Here is a 20,694-nt window from a genome sequence, read left to right as displayed (position 1 = left end):
CCCCAATATATTAAAAATTATGGAATCTAACTCTTACAAAATAGCAAGAAAATTATTGGATTATCGTGTGCTAGCAGCTCGATTATATCGGTAATATTCTTATGATGTTAAATAAAATTAAAATATAAGGTACTGTATAAAATGTCTTATAAAATATGCTCTCATTGTATAATGGATACTTCAGATCCAAATATCATCTTTGATGATGATGGACATTGTGATTATTGTAATAATTATGAGTCAATAATCCTACCAAACTGGCATATTGGTGAAAAAGGCTATGAAATGCTTATGACTATGGCTGATCAAATTAGGACTGATGGTAAAGGAAAAGATTTTGACTGCATTATTGGTCTGTCTGGAGGGTTAGATAGCTCCTATGCAGCCTATATAGCAAAAGAAAAGATGGGATTACGCCCTTTATTATTTCATGTAGATGCTGGTTGGAACACCGACCAAGCTGTTGGGAACATAGAAAAGCTAATTGAAGGACTCGGCTTAGAACTCTATACGGAAGTAGTTAACTGGGAAGAAATGAAAGATCTCCAAGTTGCATTTCTTCGCTCCGGTATTCCTGATCAGGATCTAGTTCAAGATGCCGCTTTTTTCTCTGGATTATATAAATTTGCTCGCCAGCATGGCATTAAACATATTATTACTGGTTCTAATTTTTCCACTGAATGTTGTCGTGAACCGGAAGAGTGGGGTGGGTATCTGGGAATTGATACTAGGTTATTTAAAGATATTCATAGTAAATTTGGTAAGAAACCACTAGAGTCTTTTCCTTTAACAGACATTCTAGTTTATAAGGTCTTCTACCAAAAGATGCTAGGGATGAAAGTGCATCATCCACTGAATCTTGTTCCCTTTACCAAGCAACAAGCCGAAGATGAGCTTGAACAGCGTTTCGGTTGGCAACGATTCAAACATAAACATCATGAGTCACGTTTTACCCGATTTTATGAAGACTACTGGCTCCCCCGCCGATTTGGTTATCATAAGCGTCGAGCTCATTTTTCCAGCTTAATTTTAACCGGGCAGATGACCCGTGAAGAAGCACTAGAACGAATTTCCCACCCGGAGATGGATGAGCATTTTTTAAAGCAAGAATTTGAATTTGTCGCACATAAACTAGATTTGACAGTGGATGAATTACAAGATCTTTTTGAATTACCGAAAAAAACTTATAGAGATTACCGCAATAAACGTTGGATGATTGGCTTAGGTGCTAACATAATGCGCCGCTTAGGGTTAGAAAAAAGGTATTTTAGATGATCCGTATTGTTGATTATGGTGTTGGTAATATTCAAGCATTTATGAATATGTTTAAACGCCTTGATATAGTAGCTAAACGAGCTCATACAGCGACCGAATTACAAGATGCAACACACCTCATTTTACCCGGAGTTGGTGCTTTTGATCATGCAATGGAAATGTTTAACAAATCGGGAATGAGGCCAGCTTTAGAAGAACTTGTTCTCGATAAAAAAATACCTATTCTCGGCATATGTGTAGGTATGCAGATGCTTGCAGGGAGCAGTGATGAAGGAAAATTACAGGGTCTGAATTGGATTCCGGGGCATGTTCGTTCTTTTTCTTCAAATCCTCAGTCAAACTCCTTACCACTTCCCCATATGGGATGGAATGATATATCTATTAAATTACATGGACCTTTATTCAAAGGATTTGATAATTTTCCTCGATTCTACTTTCTCCATTCCTATTATTTTACATGCCAAGAGCGTGAGCATGTAGCTGCTACAGCAGAATATGGCTTTAATTTCGATTGCGTAATATCTTCCGAAAATATTTATGGCATACAATGTCATCCTGAGAAAAGCCATAGCTCAGGAGCAAAGTTACTTAAGAATTTTTCGGAATTATAATAAAATGCTAAGACCTAGAATCATTCCCTGTTTATTAATACATAAAAATGGATTAGTCAAAACCCAAGGGTTCAAATCTCCTAAATATATTGGAGATCCAATCAATGCAGTTAAAATATTTAACGAAAAAGAAGCCGATGAATTAATTGTTATTGATATTGACGCAAGTGTTAATAATGTCGAACCTAACTATAAATTAATAGCCAAATTAGCTGCAGAATGTCGTATGCCATTATGCTATGGTGGAGGAATAAAAACTGCAGAGCAAGCCTCTCGGATTATAGATCTCGGTGTAGAAAAAATATCTATTAGCTCAGCCGCTATTAGTGAGCCTACTTTAATCAAAAAAATTTCAGATGCAATAGGAAGACAAAGTGTAGTTGTAGTTTTAGATATCAAAAAGAAATCAGGATTTTTCCAGAAAGGGTATGAACTTTGTACTAATAATGCTAAAAAGATACATAAAATAGATCCCATGTTATTTGCCAAAACTGTACAAGAACAAGGTGCAGGTGAAATTGTAATTAACTCAGTTGAAAATGATGGGGAAATGAAAGGGTATGATTTAGAGTTAGCGAAACAAATGAGATCTTCGCTTAATATACCGATTACATTCCTAGGTGGAGCAGGCTCCCATCAAGATATTATAAAATTAATAAATACATGTGGTGTTGTCGGTGCTGCAGCAGGTAGTCTTTTTGTATTTAAAGGAAAATATCGTGCAGTCCTTATAAATTATCCAACAGCATCACAAAAAGATGATATTTATCACTCTGGATTATCTATTTAATTAACTAACAAATTGGGTTCTATGATGTTTACTGATAAAATTTTATTGATTACAGGTGGTACGGGTTCTTTTGGTAATGCTGTATTAAGGAGGTTTTTAGACTCTGAATTACGTGAAATTAGAATCTTTAGTCGAGATGAAAAAAAGCAAGATGATATGCGTAAATTTTATAACAATCCTAAAATAAAATTTTATATAGGAGATGTTAGAGATTATAACAGTATTTTGAATGCGACGAGAGGGGTTGATTATATTTATCACGCAGCCGCATTAAAACAAGTCCCATCTTGCGAATTTTATCCACTAGAAGCAGTTAGAACTAATATCCTTGGTACAGAAAATGTCCTCGAAGCAGCTATAACTAATAACGTTTCAAAAGTAGTCTGTCTTAGTACTGATAAAGCGGTCTACCCTATTAATGCTATGGGTATTTCTAAGGCCATGATGGAAAAAGTTATGGTAGCGAAGTCAAGAAATTTAGAGCCAAATAAAACAGTCATCTGTGGGACTCGCTATGGTAACGTTATGGCTTCGCGAGGATCTGTTATTCCTCTATTTATAGACCTAATACAGTCAAAAAAACCAATCACAATTACAGATCCCAATATGACTCGATTTATGATGACGTTGGAAGATGCCGTAGATTTGGTACTCTATGCATTTGAACATGGTGATAATGGAGATATTTTCGTTCAAAAAGCACCTGCTGCAACTATTGAAGTATTAGCGAAAGCCATTCTTGAGCTATTACAACTATCAGATTATCCGATTGACATGATTGGAACACGTCATGGAGAGAAATTATATGAAGTACTCTTGAGTAGAGAAGAAATGGCAAACGCAATTGACATGGGCAACTATTACTGTGTCCCTCCAGATAATCGAGATCTAAACTATGGAAAATATTTTGATCAAGGGAATGAGATTATCAATGAATTAGAAGATTATAACTCACATAATACTCAAAGATTAGATATTGAAGGAATGAAAGCATTATTACTAAAATTAGAATTCATTAAAAAAATCGTTCGTGGTGAAAATGCAATAGCTGAGGATTAATCTCATGAGAGTATTAGTTACTGGTTCTGATGGATTTATAGGAAAAAACCTCTGCATTAAGCTGTTAGAACTCCAAAATATTCAAATCCTGAAATACAATCGAAATCATGATCTTGAATATCTTAATGAGTGTATTAGTCAAGCGGATTTTATTTTCCATTTAGCAGGTGAGAATCGCCCTAAAGACGAAAATGATTTTATTAATGTTAATTCCGGGTTAACAAAAAATATTTGCAATTTAGTTAAAGAAAACAATAAAAACACTCCAATTGCTTTCACATCTTCAATTCAAGTAGAGCAATCTAACCTTTATGGTCAGAGTAAACTACATGCAGAAACACACTTACTAAATCTCCATACAGAAAAAAATAATCCTATATACATATATAGATTACCTAATGTTTTTGGTAAGTGGTGCAAACCCAATTATAATTCAGTTGTAGCGACATTCTGCCACAACATATGTCATAATTTACCTATAGAAATACATGAACCGAGTACTGAACTCAATTTAGTCCATATAGATACAATTATAGACTCTTTCATCAGTTTGCTATTTAATAAATCAAGTAACAAAATTTATATTAAATTAGATCCTATCTATAAAGTAACTCTTGGTGAAATTTCAGAATATTTATATAAGTTTCGGGATGGACAAAAAACATTACTAACTGAGAAAGTTGGTACTGGATTTATAAGAGTACTCTACGCCACCTATATCAGCTATATGCCACCTACATGCTTCAGTTACCCTTTAATAAAACATGAGGATTCCAGAGGTAGTTTTATCGAAATGCTGAAGACCGAAGATTCAGGACAGTTTTCCTTTCTTACTGCTCATCCTGGAGTTACTCGTGGTGGTCATTATCACCATGTGAAAAGTGAAAAATTTTTAGTTATTAAAGGTAAAGCAAGATTTGGCTTCCGACATGTCATAACAGATGAAGTTTTTGAAATTTATGCATCTGGTAAACAGCCCAAAGTTGTTGAAACAATTCCAGGTTGGTCTCATGACATAACTAATATCGGAGATGATGAACTTATAGTTATGTTATGGGCAAATGAAATTTTTGATAAAGATCATCCAGACACAATAGCACATAAGGTATAATAACATGAAAAAATTAAAAATAATGACAGTCGTAGGTACTAGACCCGAGATTATACGGCTCTCCCGAGTAATTTCTCGTTTAGACGTATATTGTGAGCACATTTTTGTACATACAGGACAAAACTATGACTATGAGCTAAATCAAATATTTTTTGATGATTTAGGAATTCGTAAACCTGATTTTTTTCTAAATGCAGCGGGTATAAACGGTGCTGAAACGATTGGTAAAGTTATCATAGCTATAGATAGTATCTTAGAACAAGAAAAACCAGACGCTATGTTAGTTTTAGGCGATACTAATAGCTGTATGTCTGTTTTACCTGCAAAACGCCGCAAAATTCCAACATTCCATATGGAGGCAGGTAATCGTTGTTTTGATATGCGAGTACCTGAGGAAATTAATAGGAGAATAGTTGATCACACTGCAGATATTAATCTAACATACAGTACCATAGCTAGAGAGTATTTACTAAGAGAGGGACTTCCACCTGACATGGTTATTAAAACAGGAAGCCCTATGCATGAAGTTTTAATGCATCATATCCACGATATAGAATCATCAGATGTACTAAAACGCCTAGAACTGAGTCCAGGACAATTTTTTGTTGTTAGCGCACATAGAGAAGAAAATATTAATTCAGATAAAAACTTCAAAAAGCTAGTAATAGTCTTAAATTCTATTGCAGAAAATTATAATATCCCTGTGATTGTTTCTACTCATCCTAGGACACAAAAAAGAATAGATTCTGAAGGTGTTACATTTAATAAACATATACGTTTATTAAAACCTCTAGGTTTTACAGATTACAATAAACTCCAATTATCAGCGAAAGCAGTTCTTTCTGATAGTGGTACAATCAATGAAGAATCATCTATCCTTAATTTTCCTGCATTAAACCTTCGTGAAGCACATGAACGTCCTGAGGGAATGGAAGAAGCTGCAGTAATGATGGTAGGACTCGAAATCGAAAGAATTTTGCAAGCATTAATTATTCTTGACGATCAATCTAAAAAAGAAGAAAGATTATTACGCCAAGTTTATGATTACAGTATGCCAAATATTTCAGATAAAGTTGTCAGGATAATCCATAGCTATACAGATTACGTGAAAAGAACTGTTTGGAGAGAGTATTAATGCGGCTTGCTATCATAGTCGACGATTACTTACCACATAGTACAAGAGTTGCAGCAAAAATGATGCACGAGCTTTCTCTTGAGTTATTAAATCAGGGACATGACCCCATAGTTATAACACCTGATACAAATTATAAATCTTTAAATTTAACAACTATCATTATCGAAGGAATTAAGGTAATCAAATTTCCAAGTGGAAAAATTAAAGATGTACCTATGATTACTAGAGCATTTAATGAATCTCTTTTATCCATAAGAGCGTGGAATTATTTAAAGGTTATACTTAAATCAGAAAAAATAGATGGAGTGATTTATTACTCTCCATCAATTTTTTTTGGATCGCTAGTTGATAAAATAAAAGAAATATGGGGTTGTCGTTCATATCTTATTTTAAGGGATTCTTTTCCTCAATGGGTTATTGATGAAGGTTTAATTAAAGAAAATTCTATTATTGCAAAATACTTTAGATATTTTGAGAAAAAAAATTATTTAGCTGCAGATTATATTGGATTGATGTCTACAAAAAATTTAGAAGTATTTCAAAGAAACAATCCAAATTTTGAAAAAAGTGAAGTATTGTATAACTGGGCTGATATTTCACCTAAGAAAATAGACTCATGTAATATACGAGAACAACTAAATCTATCAGGTAAAGTTATTTATTTTTATGGTGGTAATATAGGTAAAGCGCAAGACATGGGCAACCTTCTAAGATTAGCAAAGAAAATGAAATCATTCCCTAGTGCTCATTTTCTTTTCATTGGTCAAGGAGATGAGGTTTCTTTATTGAAAGAATATAAAGAAAAATTCAATCTAAGTAACATTACTTATCTACCTTCGATATCACAAGAAGAGTTTAAAAAAGTTTTATTATCTATTGACATTGGTTTATTTAGCTTGTCACAACATCATAAAATTCATAATTTCCCTGGGAAACTACTTGGTTATATGGTTAATAGCATTCCCATATTAGGCAGCGTCAATAAAGATAATGACCTTATGACAATGATTAACGAATCATCATCAGGGTTAGTGTCCATAAATGGTGATGATGATAAATTATTTAATTCAGCCGTAGAGTTATTAAACAATAAAGAACTACGTGAACGTATTGGTAAGAATGCATTTAATCTACTAAAAGAAAAGTTCTCTGTTCAGTCAGCAGCTAAAAATATATGTGATAAATTTATTATAAATAATTAGGTTGTTATCTATGACAGTCAAATACTTCACCAACAAATTTAATCATGAATTACTTTTGAAAGCTGAATTATCACCAAGACTTCGTCATCACCATAATCTACATAATAGCTATTTTGATCCTGTACAAAGGCTAGCCATTGGTATTAAATATGGTAGTTATATCCCTCCCCATTATCATGAATTACCTTCACAATGGGAATTTTTCCATATTATCAAAGGTTGTATTTTATTCATGACTTTCTCTCATGAAGGAATTGTTGAGAATATTACTGAAATCGGCGAGAGAAGTGATATATATGCAGTAGAAATTCCTCCAATGACTTGTCATACATTAGTATGTAAAAGCCCAGAGGCTATTATATATGAATGGAAGCAAGGGCCATTTGATAGCGAAAATTCTAAACTCATACCATATTGGGCTCCTTCCGAATCTTACAAAAACTATTCACGCGAATATATTATTCAACATTTATTATCATTATCTATAGGTGAACAAATTAATCTTCCTATGAGTTAATAATCAAATATTTTATTGTATACAAACATCATGCTAACATGCTAAACATCGTCCTATTCGAACCAGAGATCCCACCTAATACGGGCAACATCATCCGTCTGTGTGCCAACACAGGCTGTCAACTCCATCTGATACAACCGTTAGGTTTCACATGGGATGATAAACGCCTGCGCCGTGCAGGGCTGGACTATCACGAGTTCGCCAATATCAAGCAACATCATGATTACCAAGCATTTCTGGAAAGTGAGGGATTAAGTTCAGCAAACTCACAATCCCCTTCCGGAGCTCGCCTATTTGCCCTAACTACAAAAGGCACTCCGACACACAGTAATGTGAGTTATCGTGATGGTGATTATTTGATGTTTGGTCCAGAAACTCGTGGCCTGCCGCCTTATGTGCTGGATAACATGCCGCCCGAACAGAAGATAAGAATTCCAATGCTACCGGATAGTCGCAGTATGAATCTTTCTAATACCGTAGCAGTGGTGGTGTTTGAAGCATGGCGGCAACTTGGTTATCAGGGTGCTTTATTGAGGGATTAATACATATACCCGTAGTCTTTCAAACTGTCTCTTTGTTGGTTGTACTCACTCACCCCCGGTCACATAGTTATCTATGCTCCCGGGGATGAGTTCCCTTGCCGCCGCGATGCAACTCGAAATTCATTGGGTATAAGCACTCAGCGCCTAACAGCGCTGAGTGTTATTAATTCTGTGCTATCAAAACAGAAGAAATCTCAAATCCCATCTCCATTCTCAAAACCATTATTCATTCCATTAAAATGCTGGTCCATATCCAGAGATGGTTTCTCGCTTTCCGGTTTACCAACAATCCTCGCGGGAACACCTGCCACTGTGGTATGTGGCGGAACAGGTCTTAACACTACTGAACCCGCACCAATTTTCGCACCACGACCAATTTCGATATTGCCGAGTATCTTAGCTCCGGCACCAATCATCACGCCTTCACGTACTTTCGGGTGTCGATCTCCGCATGCCTTCCCAGTCCCGCCAAGTGTCACAGATTGCAGAATAGAAACATCATTCTCAACAATCGCTGTTTCACCGATAACAATCCCTGTTGCGTGGTCAAGCATGATGCCGCAACCAATTCTTGCAGCCGGATGAATATCCACACCAAAAGAAACTGATATCTGGTTTTGCATGTAAACAGCCAATGCTTTGCGGTCTTGCTTCCATAGCCAGTGTGCAATTCGATATCCCTGTAGTGCATGAAAACCTTTCAGGTAAAGCAGGGGAGTGGAGTATTTATCTACGGCGGGGTCACGCAACCTGACAGCTTTGATATCATAAGCTGCCGATTCGATCATCTCTGGCTCACTGCCATAAGCATCTTCAACCACTTCTCTGACCGCAATTGCGGGCATAATTGGTGTCGCCAGCTTATTTGCCAGCATGTAGCTTAAAGCACTGCCAAGATTTTCATGTTTAAGTAATGTTGCGTGAAAAAAGCTGGCTAACATAGGCTCACAATCGGCTAGCTCTCTCGCCTCATGTTTTATATTTTCCCAAACTTCTCTTAGTTCTTCTCGAGACATATCAATCATTCTCATGTGATTGTTTTTATACCCGTCGTCTTTCAAGTTGCCTCTTTGTTGGCTGCGCTCATTCATTCCCTTGCCGCCGCGATGCAGCTTAAAATCCATAGGGTATATTATGTATGGATATTTTGGGTAACTTAACCGTGGGAATCTTCTCCTTCATCCCTTGTCGCTCTTCCCAATAATGCCTGAGCTGCTTCGAGTACATTTTTGTGACGATATAGTATCTGGTAGATCTGCTCTGTTATCGGCATTTCCACACCAACTCGTCTGGCTAGTGCCCGAACTTCTTTTGTATTACGATAACCTTCAACAACCTGTCCGATTTCATTCTGTGCAGCATCAACGTTAACCCCCTGCCCCAGCATCATACCGAAACGACGGTTACGGGATTGGTTATCCGTACAAGTCAGTACTAAGTCGCCCAACCCTGCCATACCCATAAATGTGGAAGGATCCGCTCCCAGAGCAACACCAAGTCGGCTCATTTCAGCCAGACCACGAGTTATCAGTGCAGTACGGGCATTGGCGCCGAAACCCATACCATCAGAGATCCCGGCACCAATAGCAATCACGTTTTTGACTGCACCACCAAGCTGTACTCCGATAAAATCAGGGTTTTTGTATACTCGGAAGCTTTTACCGCAGTGAAAAAGCTGCTGGAGTTCTTCACCAAATTCAGATGTTGTCGCAGATACCGCAATTGCTGTCGGTAAACCTGCCGCCAGTTCTTTCGCAAATGTTGGGCCGGACACCACCGCTAACGGGATTTCATTGCCTAATATCTCACGTGCCACATCCTGTAATAAACGACCAGTTTCTGCTTCAAGGCCTTTAGTGGCCCAAACAATGCGGGAATCTGGCTGTAGGTGGGGCTTTATTTGCTGTAAAACATCGCCGAAAACATGGCTGGGAACCACGATCAGGATATTTCGGCTGGCTGAAATAGCACTCTTCAGCTCAGCTTCAAGCTGTAAACTATCAGGAAAAGAAACATCCGGTAAAAATGCCTGATTACATCTGGCTTGCTGCAAAGCTCGGACATGCTCAGGGTTATGTCCCCAAAGCACAACATCATGCCCGTTACGGGCCAGTGTAATGGCTAAAGCGGTGCCGTATGAGCCGGCACCGATAACTGTCATAGAAGCAGTATTCATTAGGCTTCCTGTGTTGCCTCATCAGACTGGGAATCAGACTGTTGCTGCAAGTAATTCATGAACAGAGCATCAAAGTTAACTGGCGCCAGGTTCAATTGTGGGAAAGTACCACGGCCTACCAGGCTGGTGATGCATTCACGGGCATACGGGAACAGAATGTTCGGGCAATATGCACCCAAGCAGTGCGCCAGTTGAGTTCCTTCGATGCCATCAACAGAGAAAATACCAGCCTGTTGAACTTCACACAAGAACGCAGTTTCTTCACCCAATGTCGCCGTAACAGTGACACGCAGAACAACTTCATAAACTCCCTGAACCAATTCACTAGAAGCAGTATCCAGATCCAGCTTAACTTCTGGCTGCCATTCTTCTTGGAAGATCTGAGGTGCTTTAGGGGCTTCGAAAGAAATGTCTTTCGTGTATACGCGTTGGATCTGGAAAGCCATTTCTGTGTTGTTTTGTTCTGACATAATAATTTTTACCTTTTGTATGTCCTTATTAAATATTGACTATGTAAGTATACTGCCTACATTAACATTCGTTACTTTTTGCCACGGGCTAATGGTAAGTTTTCACCTGTCCACCCGGCAATTCCCTCTTTCAGGGTATAAACTTGTTCAAAGCCTGCTTTCACCAGATTCTCTGCCGGTGTTTTCGATTCCAGACCATTCGCAGAAACAACGATAACAGGCTGCTTTTTGTGTTTTTCCAACTCACCCAGATTGTTATCTTTAATCTCGGATGGAGTCAGGTTAACAGAACCAATGATATGCCCTCTGCGGAAATCGTCACGGGAGCGTAAATCCACGACGATACCATCTTCTTTATTGATGAAATGGATGACCTGTGCGCGAGTAATATCTTTACTCTTGGAGAACACACTTTTTAGTGTCAGGACGATAACAGCCACTAACAGGGCAATCCAGACGAGGCTCAGGATCGTGTTCCGGCTAATAAATTGCATGATTTCTTGCAGCATGGAGGGCAACAACTCCCATTAGTTAATAACAAAAATCTTAAGGTAACAGAGTATACCTGTGTGTTGTGTCAATTACAGCCAGTTAGCATCAACCTAATGCAGTTTTTGCGGAGAGTTTCGAGAAAAAATAAAAAATCCTCATGAAATACTTGATTGCCATATTCCGCTAAAATATTTCATGCCAAACTGGTCAGATACAGGATTTTCGATAATAAATGAGCTAAATTCACTAAAATTTAGATTATGATTCGGGAAGACAAAAAAACTGTCCATTCTCTGGTCAGAGGCAATTTCACATGAAATAATCGAGCACAACAGACATATAATAGACAAGTACTATAAATAGTTAGTGTAGAGCGGGGAAAGGTACTGAATCAAATGGCTGATCATAAGGGTTTCAAAAGTTTTAACTTTCGGAAGAAGCAAAAACAGTGGCAATTTAGTAGCAGAGCTTTACTGTTCTGTGCCCTACTGTTTGCTTTTTTCTGTTCAGGAACCTTTGCCAATCAAATTTCAGAAAATAAAAACCAGCTCAAAGATATTCAGCAGGATATTGCTGAAAAAGAGAAAAGTGTCAAACAACAGCAAAAACAACGCACAGAACTCCTCAGCCAGCTCAAGGAGCAAGAGAGTACCATTTCAGAAGTGGGTCGTTCACTGCATAGTACTCAGCTTCACCTGAACAAACTAGGGAGTGAAATCACCTCCCTGACGAAAAATATTCAGCGCCTGCTAATGCAACAAAAAGAACAGCGTAAACGGCTTGCCAGCCAGTTGGATGCAGCATTCCGGCAAGGAAATCATCAAGGGTTAGAATTGCTGCTCAATGGCCCAGAAACTCAGCGCAAAGAACGTATACTGGCTTATTACAGTTACCTGAATCAGGCGCGCCAAGAGACTATCACTAAGCTACAAGAAACAACAGATAAACTGAATCAGCAAAAAAAACTGCAACAGGGCAAACAAAACGAGCAACAAACGCTACTAAGCAGCCAAAAACAACAAAAACAAAAAATGGAAGTTGCCCGCACAGCTCGGCAAAATACGCTGACAACTCTCGAATCCGCATTGAAGAAAGATCAACAGAGTCTGGCTGAACTTCGGCAAAACGAAACTCGCCTACGCAATAAAATTGCAAAAGCAGAACGGGAAGCGAAGGCTCGCGCGGAACGTGAAGCGCGTGAAGCTGCACGTGTTCGTGCACAAGTTGCGGCTAAGCAAAAACAAGCCCAACAAAAAGGCTCCAGCTATAAACCAACGGAAGATGAACGTGCATTGATGGCTCGAACGGGTGGACTTGGTCGTCCTGCCGGGCAGGCGATCTGGCCTGTTCGTGGCCGGGTTATTCACAGTTTCGGGGAAACAATACAGGGTGAATTACGCTGGAAAGGCATTGTTATCTCCGCAGCGGAAGGAACGGAAGTCAAAGCAATTTCAGACGGACGAGTGCTACTGGCCGACTGGTTACAGGGCTATGGTCTGGTTGTCGTGGTGGAACACGGCAAGGGAGATATGAGTATTTACGGGTACAACCAAAGTGCTCTGGTCAGCGTTGGTCAACAAGTCCGTGCTGGTCAGCCGATTGCTCTGGTGGGAAGTAGTGGTGGGCAGCAGCAGCCTTCATTGTACTTTGAAATTCGCCGTCAGGGACGTGCTGTTAATCCGTTACCGTGGTTAGGAAAATAACAGAGGGAAACCATCGTGCAGCATCTATTAATACAGTGCCTCCATTCATTCACTCTATTATTTGGGATACTGCGCTTTCGGCATATTCAGTTCTGGAAAGTATTACCGCTTTTTGTGCTTTCATTTACTCTGAATGCTCATGCTGCACGTTTGGCTATTGTCATTGATGATTTTGGCTACCGTCTTCACAATGAAAACAAAATATTACAAATGCCATCTGCAATCTCAATCGCAGTATTGCCTGACTCACCACATGGCAGGGAAATGGCACAAAAAGCCCACAAACAAGGGCGGGAAATTTTAATTCACCTGCCAATGTCACCTCTTAGCAAACAACCGTTGGAAAAAAATACCCTGCACCCTTCGATGAATAAAGAGGAAATTGAAGCCATTATTTACGATGCCATACAGAAAGTGCCCTATGCGACTGGTATGAATAACCATATGGGCAGCGCAATGACTTCTAATCTTAGCGGTATGAAAAAAGTCATGGGCGCCCTATCTCAATATCATCTCTATTTTCTGGATAGTGTGACCATTGGCAGCACTCAGGTTTCTAAAGCATCGATAGGAACACCTGTACAGATACTCCGCCGGAATGTCTTTCTGGATAATGTTCAGACAGAAGCAGAAACTCTGCATCAACTCAATCGCGCTATTGCTCTGGCTCGTAAACAAGGATCCGCTATCGCAATTGGTCACCCGTACCCAACAACTATTCGTGCATTACGGCAAGGGTTAGCAACATTACCAGATGATATTGAGCTGGTAGCTCCCAGCAAATTGCTCAACCACGCTAGGCCAGATAAACAGACTGAACAAGAATGTATTAATTCTCAGAGATTCAAAACAAAATCCGGAATAACATCAGAGTCCAGAGTACAATATCTCAAAATGGTTGGAGAAACATTAGTTCCCAGTGCAATCATTCATATCCTGCAACAGCACTTTGAAAAGTTACATAGTACTGATCAAATAAAGTCACAACAGGAAGAGACTATGAAGGATAAGCCTATGCAAGATAAAGCAAGGATAAAAGAGAAAACCACACAGAATAAAACAGGTGCTCATAAAACCGTCAGCACCTGTTCTGGTTCTTAACAACTTATTTTACTAAACTGTATATGATGTTATCAGCTAATCCCAATTCAGAATAACTTTGCCAGATTGCCCTGAACGCATGATATCAAAGCCTTTCTGGTAATCATCTATTGAGAACTGGTGAGTGATAATTGGAGTCAGATCCAGACCAGACTGAATCAATGCCGCCATTTTGTACCATGTTTCGAACATTTCCCGTCCGTAGATACCTTTAATAAACAGCCCTTTGAAAATAACCTGATTCCAGTCAATTGCCATGTCAGAAGGTGGGATCCCCAATAAAGCGATACGTCCACCATGATTCATAGCATTTAGCAAGGTACGGAAAGCCGGTGGTGCTCCTGACATTTCCAAGCCGATATCAAATCCTTCTGTCATACCCAGTTCTGACATAACATCCGTCAGATTTTCCTTACTGACATTCACGGCGCGAGTGACACCCATTTTTCTTGCTAGTTCAAGGCGATACTCATTCACATCCGTGATAACAACATGACGTGCGCCAACATGTTTGCACACAGCCGCTGCCATGATGCCAATAGGCCCAGCGCCTGATACCAATACATCTTCTCCTACCAGATCAAAGGAAAGAGCAGTATGAACAGCGTTGCCAAAGGGATCAAAAACTGCAGCCAGTTCGTCAGAGATATTGTCGGGAATTTTGAAAGCATTGAATGCCGGAATAACCAGATATTCCGCAAATGAACCGGGACGGTTTACCCCGACTCCCGTTGTATTGCGGCACAAGTGAGTACGCCCGCCGCGGCAATTACGGCAATAACCACAGGTAATATGGCCTTCTCCGGATACCCGGTCACCAATCTTGAAGCCTTTGACTTCCTGACCAATTGCGACCACTTTCCCCACATATTCGTGCCCGACGACCATTGGCACCGGAATAGTTTTCTGGGACCACTCATCCCAATTATAGATATGCACATCCGTCCCACAGATCGCGGTCTTACGGATTTTAACCATCACATCATTGTGGCCCAATTCCGGTGTGGGCACTTCCGTCATCCAAATCCCTTCTTCTGGCCTTAATTTTGACAACGCTTTCATAGTGATACCTTATGCAATAATATTCAATTGCTTACCGATACGTGTAAATGCATCCACTACATGTTCAATTTGTTCTTTGGTATGGGCGGCTGAGATCTGAGTACGGATGCGCGCCTGGCCTTTCGGCACGACCGGGTAGAAGAAGCCAATCACATAGATCCCTTCTTTCAACAGCTCGGCGGCAAATTCCTGCGCTAGTTTTGCATCCCCTAACATGACAGGAATGATGGCATGATCAGCTCCAGCCAGAGTAAAACCAGCCGCTGTCATTTTTTCACGGAATAAGTTGGCGTTTCTCCAAAGGCACTCGCGTAGTTCGTCTCCGTCTTTCAGCATATCCAGAACTTTGATAGATGCGGCAACAATGGAAGGAGCAAGGGAATTGGAGAACAAGTAAGGGCGTGAACGCTGACGCAACCACTCCACAACCTCTTTCCGGGCGGCGGTATAACCACCAGATGCGCCACCCAAGGCTTTACCGAGTGTACCTGTGATGATGTCAACACGTCCCATGACATCACAGTATTCATGAGTACCACGGCCATGCTTACCAACGAACCCTACTGCGTGAGAATCATCAACCATGACCAGTGCACCGAATTCATCCGCCAAATCACAGATAGATTTCAGATCAGCAATCACGCCATCCATTGAGAACACACCGTCAGTTGCAATCAGGATATTCTGTGCATCTTCTGCTTTTGCTTTCTCCAGCTGTACCCTGAGTTCCTGCATATTATTATTGGCATAACGATAACGTTTTGCTTTGCACAAACGGATGCCATCAATGATGGAAGCATGGTTCAGTGCATCTGAGATAATCGCGTCTTCTGGCCCGAATAACGTTTCGAACAAACCACCGTTTGCATCAAAACATGAAGAGTACAGAATGGCATCTTCAAAGCCTAAAAATTCAGCGATTTTATTTTCTAATTCTTTGTGAGAATCCTGCGTACCACAAATGAAACGGACGGATGCCATGCCAAAACCATGGCTGTCCATTCCTGCTTTTGCAGCCGCGATCAGGTCAGGGTGATTCGCCAACCCTAAGTAGTTATTGGCACAGAAATTAATGACATTACCATCGGCAACGGCAATATCTGCATCTTGTGCAGAGGTAATAATACGTTCACTTTTGAACAACCCTTCCGCGCGGGTTTGTTCCAACTGCTCATTAATTTTCTGATAAAACGAAGCTGACATCTTTCTCTCCTGCTTACCTGAATAAATGAAGTAATAATGCACAATGTATTCTACTTATAGATATCGCCAGTGACGACAGAGAGGAAAGAGATAATATCAAGTTTGTAAAGCGGATCACGGCCTGAAACCTGAGATGTTACAGAATTTCAGGATATTCCCCTATATCAGCAGCTGTCGTCAGTAGGGTTAAGTGATATGATACGCACCAAAGTAAAGCGAACTGACTATTTAGAGGTGGGCCAAATGATTATTGTCACTGGCGGCGCAGGATTTATTGGCAGCAATATTGTCAAAGCACTGAATGACGAAGGCTACAGAGATATTCTGGTTGTTGATAATCTGAAAGATGGCACAAAATTCGCCAATCTGGTTGATCTGGATATCGCAGATTATATGGATAAAGAAGATTTCATTGCCAGCATCGTTGCAGGTGATGATCTAGGCGATATTGATGCTATTTTCCATGAAGGTGCCTGCTCTTCCACAACAGAGTGGGATGGCAAATATATGATGGACAATAATTATCAGTACTCTAAAGATGTGCTGCATTACTGCCTTGAGCGACAGATCCCATTCCTGTATGCCTCTTCTGCCGCCACTTATGGTGGTCGCAGTGACAATTTTATTGAAGAGCGCCAGTACGAAAAACCTCTTAATGTGTATGGCTACTCAAAATTCCTGTTTGATCAGTATGTCCGTGATATTCTGCCACATGCAGATTCTCAAATTTGTGGTTTCCGTTATTTCAATGTTTACGGGCCGCGCGAAGGGCATAAAGGCAGCATGGCCAGTGTCGCCTTCCATTTAAATACCCAGATTAATCAAGGCCAGAATCCAAAATTATTTGCAGGCAGCGAGCATTTCCGCCGGGATTTTATTTATGTTGGTGATGTTGCGACGGTGAACCTGTGGTTCTGGAAGAACAGCGTTTCTGGCATTTTTAACTGCGGAACTGGACGTGCCGAATCTTTCCAGGCTGTTGCTGACGCTGTTACCGATTTCCATAAAGAAAAGTCTCCAGCCGTGGAATACGTTGAATTTCCGGAAAAATTAAAGGGTCGTTATCAAAGCTTCACTCAGGCTGATCTGACAAAACTTCGTGCTGCGGGTTATGACAAGTCATTCAAAACCGTTGCTGAAGGTGTTACCGAATATATGCAATGGCTTAATCAGGATAATTAATCGACCTTTATGAAGATATTGGTGATCGGCCCATCATGGGTGGGTGATATGATGATGTCACAAAGCCTCTACCGTACCTTGAAGGCTTTGTACCCAAATGCAGAAATTGATGTGATGGCGCCGGAATGGTGTCGTCCATTACTGGCAAAAATGCCGGAGGTTAATCAGGCTCTGGCAATGCCTCTGGGGCATGGGGCACTTGCCCTTGGTGAACGCCGCCGTCTTGGGGTAGCACTGCGTGAACGTAAATATGATCGTGCTTACATCCTCCCTAATTCGTTTAAATCTGCTTTGGTGCCTTTCTTCGCCAATATCCCTCTTCGTACAGGCTGGCGTGGTGAAATGCGCTACGGTTTGCTGAATGATATCCGCACTCTGAATAAAAGTGCTTTTCCGCTTATGGTTCAGCGCTATGTCGCTCTTGCATATGACGGGAAAACTGTACACAGTGCGGAAGATCTTTCTCACCCTCTGTTATGGCCTCAATTGGCAGTCAGTGAGCAAGATATTGCGGAATCAACCGCCGCATTTAATATCGACGATCATCGCCCAGTTATCGGTTTTTGTCCCGGTGCAGAATTTGGCCCGGCGAAACGCTGGCCCCATTATCATTACGCCGCACTTGCCGAACAGCTGATCACCCAAAAGGGCTATCAGATACTGCTGTTTGGCTCGGCTAAAGACAATGAAGCCGGTGAAGATATTCGCTCACTTTTGAGTGAAGACGCCCGCAAACAGTGCCTGAACCTTGCAGGCAAGACTTCCCTTGAGCAAGCGGTGAACATTATCGCAGCCTGTGATGCTATTGTTACCAATGATTCAGGTTTAATGCATGTCGCGGCAGCCCTGAACCGTCCGCTGGTGGCACTATATGGTCCAAGCAGCCCTGATTTCACTCCCCCTCTGTCAGATAAAGCTGAAGTGATCCGCCTGATTACCGGCTATCACAAGATCAGAAAAGGTGACAGTGATGGTGGCTACCATCAGAGCCTTATTGATATTCAGCCAGCGCTGGTTTTGACCTCACTGGAAAAACTCTTACAGGCGGAGAACCAGCGTTAATGCGTGTTTTACTGGTAAAAACCTCTTCAATGGGTGATGTGTTACATACCTTGCCCGCATTAACAGATGCCAAAAAACACATACCGAATATTAAATTTGACTGGGTCGTTGAAGAGGGCTTTGCCCAAATTCCCACATGGCACAGTGCAGTTGAAACCGTTATTCCGGTTGCGATTCGTCGTTGGAGAAAAAACTGGTTCAGGAAAGATATCCGTGAAGAGCGGGCTCGTTTCAGGGAGCAGTTACAGCAACAACAATATGATGCAGTTATTGATGCTCAGGGTCTGTTAAAAAGTGCTTTTTTCGTGACACGATTGGCGCATGGCAAAAAGCATGGCTATGATAGAAAAAGCGTTCGTGAACCACTCGCCTGTTTTTTCTACGATCAGCGTCACTCTGTGAGCAAGCAGCAACATGCCGTAGAGCGCATCCGTGAATTGTTTGCAGACAGTCTGGGTTATCAAAAACCAATAAATTCTGGTAATTATGCTATTGCCCGCCACTTTCTGAATCAGCAAACGGAAAATAAAAGCAATTATCTTGTATTCCTGCACGCGACCACTCGTGATGAAAAACACTGGCCGGAAGAGCACTGGCGGCAGCTTATTGCAGAAATTCAGCCTACTGGTATGAAAATCAAACTTCCTTGGGGAGCAGAGCATGAACACCAGCGAGCATTACGGCTGGCAGAGGGTTTTTCCCATGTTGAAGTATTACCAAAACTGACATTAGCAGAAGTCGCACGAATTATTGCCGGCGCGAAAGCTGTTGTTTCTGTTGATACCGGATTGAGTCACCTGACAGCTGCACTTGATCGTCCGAATATTACACTATTCGGGCCAACAGACCCGGGTTTGATAGGTGGTTATGGGAAAGAACAGCATTCTCTGAAGTCAAAAGATAATACGATGAAGAGTATTAAACCATCAGAGGTCATGCTGTTCTTGCAGGATGTGCTAAAAAAGGATCTTTCCTAACGGGAATGTCTCACACCAACGGTTTTTATACTCAAGAGTAGGGTTACCCAGTGAGTAACGCATCTTTTTATCTACTGCCTGACATAATGCTTTTGCTTCCTGGATATTAACCCACATCAAAATGCTGCCAACGCTGAGATGTGCATATTCAGGATCGTATCCTCCATTAATGGCATCAAAGGAGATCCATTTCGGGCTATCCGCACGTAATACAAAATCGTACGCACATGGAATTCCATTAATGAGTAATACATACCCAAAAATATGCTCCCTGAGTTCCGTGTATATTTCAAGCAAACGCTGACGCTCTTCTGACGAATGATGATAATTCCAGCGTTTTTGATACAGATCGATGTAAATATCAACCAATTTTTCCGCACTGAATTCAGTTGAAGAACAAATTTCTCCACCTGCACGGGTAAATCTGTTTATCTCATTTTTACGATTGCGGCGGGTTTTGTAAGAAAAATTATCCTTAATCAAGCAAATTTGACGCTTGCTAAAAGGAGCTTTATAGCTGGCGTTACGGGTATTACCCTTATGTAGAGGAGAAAGCCTCTTTGATTTTATGGGTAAGAATAATTTTTTATCTGCTTCGATAGGGAATATAACTTCATCTATCGGTAGTGGATACTCACCGTGTATTTTTTCTACTAATTTTGTTTTTTTAGCAGAAAAACAGACTCCATGAATGGAATTTTGTTTTTCTTTAATATAGAAAGAGAGGTGGCTATCTGAGATATGTCTATTCAAAAAAGAAACAATATTGGGATGTGTTAATACACAACCACCGAAAAGGGAATGAGCTTCTTTGTATTGCTCAAAATTGCATTTTTTCCATCCTAGAAGAAACACATTAAAATTCCTCATACAAGTCCTATCATCAGAGTTAAAAATAACATAATATTTCTGTTCCATTCTACATAAGAAAAAACATTTTCATATACATTAACCTGCATAAAAATTCATGTATTACTTTAGAAAGAAGTTAAAACGCATAATTACAAACCAATTAATAGTAAAG

At 40.3% G+C, this 20,694-nt stretch carries 21 protein-coding genes; 14 read left to right on the top strand and 7 right to left on the bottom strand.

Translation table 11 applies throughout. The features are described from left to right. Positions 1–141: 141 nt before the first annotated feature. The 9 genes from AACX38_RS18765 to trmL are packed head-to-tail and all read left to right on the top strand — an operon-like array spanning position 142 to position 8,242. On the top strand, positions 142–1,275 hold the full coding sequence (locus AACX38_RS18765) for an N-acetyl sugar amidotransferase (RefSeq protein WP_255712201.1): 1,134 nt from the start codon (positions 142–144) through the stop codon (positions 1,273–1,275). Next, positions 1,272–1,886: an imidazole glycerol phosphate synthase subunit HisH gene (gene hisH, locus AACX38_RS18760; protein ID WP_228865157.1), complete on the top strand. Its 615-nt coding sequence runs from the start codon at positions 1,272–1,274 to the stop codon at positions 1,884–1,886. The genes AACX38_RS18765 and hisH overlap by 4 nt, the downstream gene beginning before the upstream one ends. 4 nt (positions 1,887–1,890) lie before the next feature. Further along, positions 1,891–2,676 (top strand): AglZ/HisF2 family acetamidino modification protein, encoded by a 786-nt coding sequence (locus AACX38_RS18755; protein ID WP_228865156.1) that lies wholly within the window; start codon positions 1,891–1,893, stop codon positions 2,674–2,676. Positions 2,677–2,700: 24 nt separating this feature from the next. Next, entirely contained in the window at positions 2,701–3,735 is a 1,035-nt protein-coding gene (locus AACX38_RS18750; RefSeq protein WP_228865155.1) for a nucleoside-diphosphate sugar epimerase/dehydratase, read from the top strand. A gap of 4 nt (positions 3,736–3,739) precedes the next feature. Continuing rightward, positions 3,740–4,846, top strand: coding sequence for a UDP-2-acetamido-2,6-beta-L-arabino-hexul-4-ose reductase (wbjC, locus tag AACX38_RS18745; protein WP_228865154.1), 1,107 nt, complete (start codon positions 3,740–3,742; stop codon positions 4,844–4,846). A 4-nt stretch (positions 4,847–4,850) separates the two neighbouring features. Then, positions 4,851–5,981 (top strand): non-hydrolyzing UDP-N-acetylglucosamine 2-epimerase, encoded by a 1,131-nt coding sequence (gene wecB / locus AACX38_RS18740; protein ID WP_228865153.1) that lies wholly within the window; start codon positions 4,851–4,853, stop codon positions 5,979–5,981. Next, complete coding sequence (locus tag AACX38_RS18735) at positions 5,981–7,183, top strand: glycosyltransferase family 4 protein (RefSeq protein ID WP_228865152.1); 1,203 nt, start codon at positions 5,981–5,983, stop codon at positions 7,181–7,183. Before wecB ends, AACX38_RS18735 begins: the two co-directional genes overlap by 1 nt. 10 nt (positions 7,184–7,193) lie before the next feature. Next, positions 7,194–7,700, top strand: a complete 507-nt coding sequence (locus AACX38_RS18730) for a WbuC family cupin fold metalloprotein (RefSeq protein ID WP_228865151.1) — start codon at positions 7,194–7,196, stop codon at positions 7,698–7,700. A 38-nt stretch (positions 7,701–7,738) separates the two neighbouring features. After that, positions 7,739–8,242, top strand: coding sequence for a tRNA (uridine(34)/cytosine(34)/5-carboxymethylaminomethyluridine(34)-2'-O)-methyltransferase TrmL (gene trmL, locus AACX38_RS18725; RefSeq protein WP_228865150.1), 504 nt, complete (start codon positions 7,739–7,741; stop codon positions 8,240–8,242). 194 nt (positions 8,243–8,436) lie between these two features. Here the strand turns inward: trmL and cysE are convergent, their stop codons facing one another. From cysE to AACX38_RS18705, 4 genes are all read right to left on the bottom strand, one after another. Continuing rightward, positions 8,437–9,258: a serine O-acetyltransferase gene (cysE, locus tag AACX38_RS18720; protein WP_099110001.1), complete on the bottom strand. Its 822-nt coding sequence runs from the start codon at positions 9,256–9,258 to the stop codon at positions 8,437–8,439. Between the two features lie 140 nt (positions 9,259–9,398). After that, positions 9,399–10,418, bottom strand: a complete 1,020-nt coding sequence (gene gpsA / locus AACX38_RS18715) for an NAD(P)H-dependent glycerol-3-phosphate dehydrogenase (protein WP_228865149.1) — start codon at positions 10,416–10,418, stop codon at positions 9,399–9,401. After that, positions 10,418–10,888, bottom strand: coding sequence for a protein-export chaperone SecB (secB, locus tag AACX38_RS18710; RefSeq protein WP_099120919.1), 471 nt, complete (start codon positions 10,886–10,888; stop codon positions 10,418–10,420). Before secB ends, gpsA begins: the two co-directional genes overlap by 1 nt. A 71-nt stretch (positions 10,889–10,959) precedes the next feature. Then, the gene (locus AACX38_RS18705; protein ID WP_099110004.1) at positions 10,960–11,397 is read right to left on the bottom strand and encodes a rhodanese-like domain-containing protein; all 438 of its coding nucleotides are present in this window, start codon (positions 11,395–11,397) and stop codon (positions 10,960–10,962) included. 378 nt (positions 11,398–11,775) lie between these two features. On the opposite strand from AACX38_RS18705, the gene envC reads away from it, so the two are divergent. Both envC and AACX38_RS18695 read left to right on the top strand, forming a co-directional pair. Next, complete coding sequence (gene envC / locus AACX38_RS18700; RefSeq protein WP_228865148.1) at positions 11,776–13,083, top strand: murein hydrolase activator EnvC; 1,308 nt, start codon at positions 11,776–11,778, stop codon at positions 13,081–13,083. Between the two features lie 66 nt (positions 13,084–13,149). After that, positions 13,150–14,184, top strand: coding sequence for a divergent polysaccharide deacetylase family protein (locus AACX38_RS18695; RefSeq protein ID WP_370630641.1), 1,035 nt, complete (start codon positions 13,150–13,152; stop codon positions 14,182–14,184). A 36-nt stretch (positions 14,185–14,220) separates the two neighbouring features. On the opposite strand, the gene tdh is transcribed toward AACX38_RS18695, so the two are convergent. Together tdh and kbl are read right to left on the bottom strand one after the other, a co-directional pair. Then, positions 14,221–15,246 carry an L-threonine 3-dehydrogenase gene (gene tdh, locus AACX38_RS18690; RefSeq protein WP_228865147.1) on the bottom strand — a complete coding sequence of 342 codons (1,026 nt, stop codon included), beginning with the start codon at positions 15,244–15,246 and terminating at the stop codon, positions 14,221–14,223. A gap of 9 nt (positions 15,247–15,255) precedes the next feature. After that, positions 15,256–16,449 carry a glycine C-acetyltransferase gene (gene kbl, locus AACX38_RS18685; protein WP_228865146.1) on the bottom strand — a complete coding sequence of 398 codons (1,194 nt, stop codon included), beginning with the start codon at positions 16,447–16,449 and terminating at the stop codon, positions 15,256–15,258. Positions 16,450–16,692: 243 nt separating this feature from the next. Here kbl and rfaD point away from each other — a divergent pair, with 243 nt between their 5' ends. From rfaD to rfaC, 3 genes are read left to right on the top strand one after another with little or no spacing between them, the layout of a single operon-like run. Continuing rightward, on the top strand, positions 16,693–17,631 hold the full coding sequence (gene rfaD / locus AACX38_RS18680; RefSeq protein ID WP_228865145.1) for an ADP-glyceromanno-heptose 6-epimerase: 939 nt from the start codon (positions 16,693–16,695) through the stop codon (positions 17,629–17,631). Between the two features lie 9 nt (positions 17,632–17,640). Then, complete coding sequence (gene rfaF / locus AACX38_RS18675) at positions 17,641–18,693, top strand: ADP-heptose--LPS heptosyltransferase RfaF (protein WP_228865144.1); 1,053 nt, start codon at positions 17,641–17,643, stop codon at positions 18,691–18,693. Further along, positions 18,693–19,670 carry a lipopolysaccharide heptosyltransferase RfaC gene (rfaC, locus tag AACX38_RS18670; protein WP_228865143.1) on the top strand — a complete coding sequence of 326 codons (978 nt, stop codon included), beginning with the start codon at positions 18,693–18,695 and terminating at the stop codon, positions 19,668–19,670. Before rfaF ends, rfaC begins: the two co-directional genes overlap by 1 nt. Here the strand turns inward: rfaC and AACX38_RS18665 are convergent. Next, positions 19,650–20,525, bottom strand: coding sequence for a GNAT family N-acetyltransferase (locus tag AACX38_RS18665; protein ID WP_228865142.1), 876 nt, complete (start codon positions 20,523–20,525; stop codon positions 19,650–19,652). The genes rfaC and AACX38_RS18665 overlap by 21 nt on opposite strands. Between the last annotated feature and the right edge of the window lie 169 nt (positions 20,526–20,694).

The organism is Xenorhabdus sp. PB30.3 (genome assembly GCF_963895965.1).
Classification (GTDB): domain Bacteria; phylum Pseudomonadota; class Gammaproteobacteria; order Enterobacterales; family Enterobacteriaceae; genus Xenorhabdus; species Xenorhabdus stockiae.
This window is presented reverse-complemented; position numbering and strand designations above follow the sequence as displayed.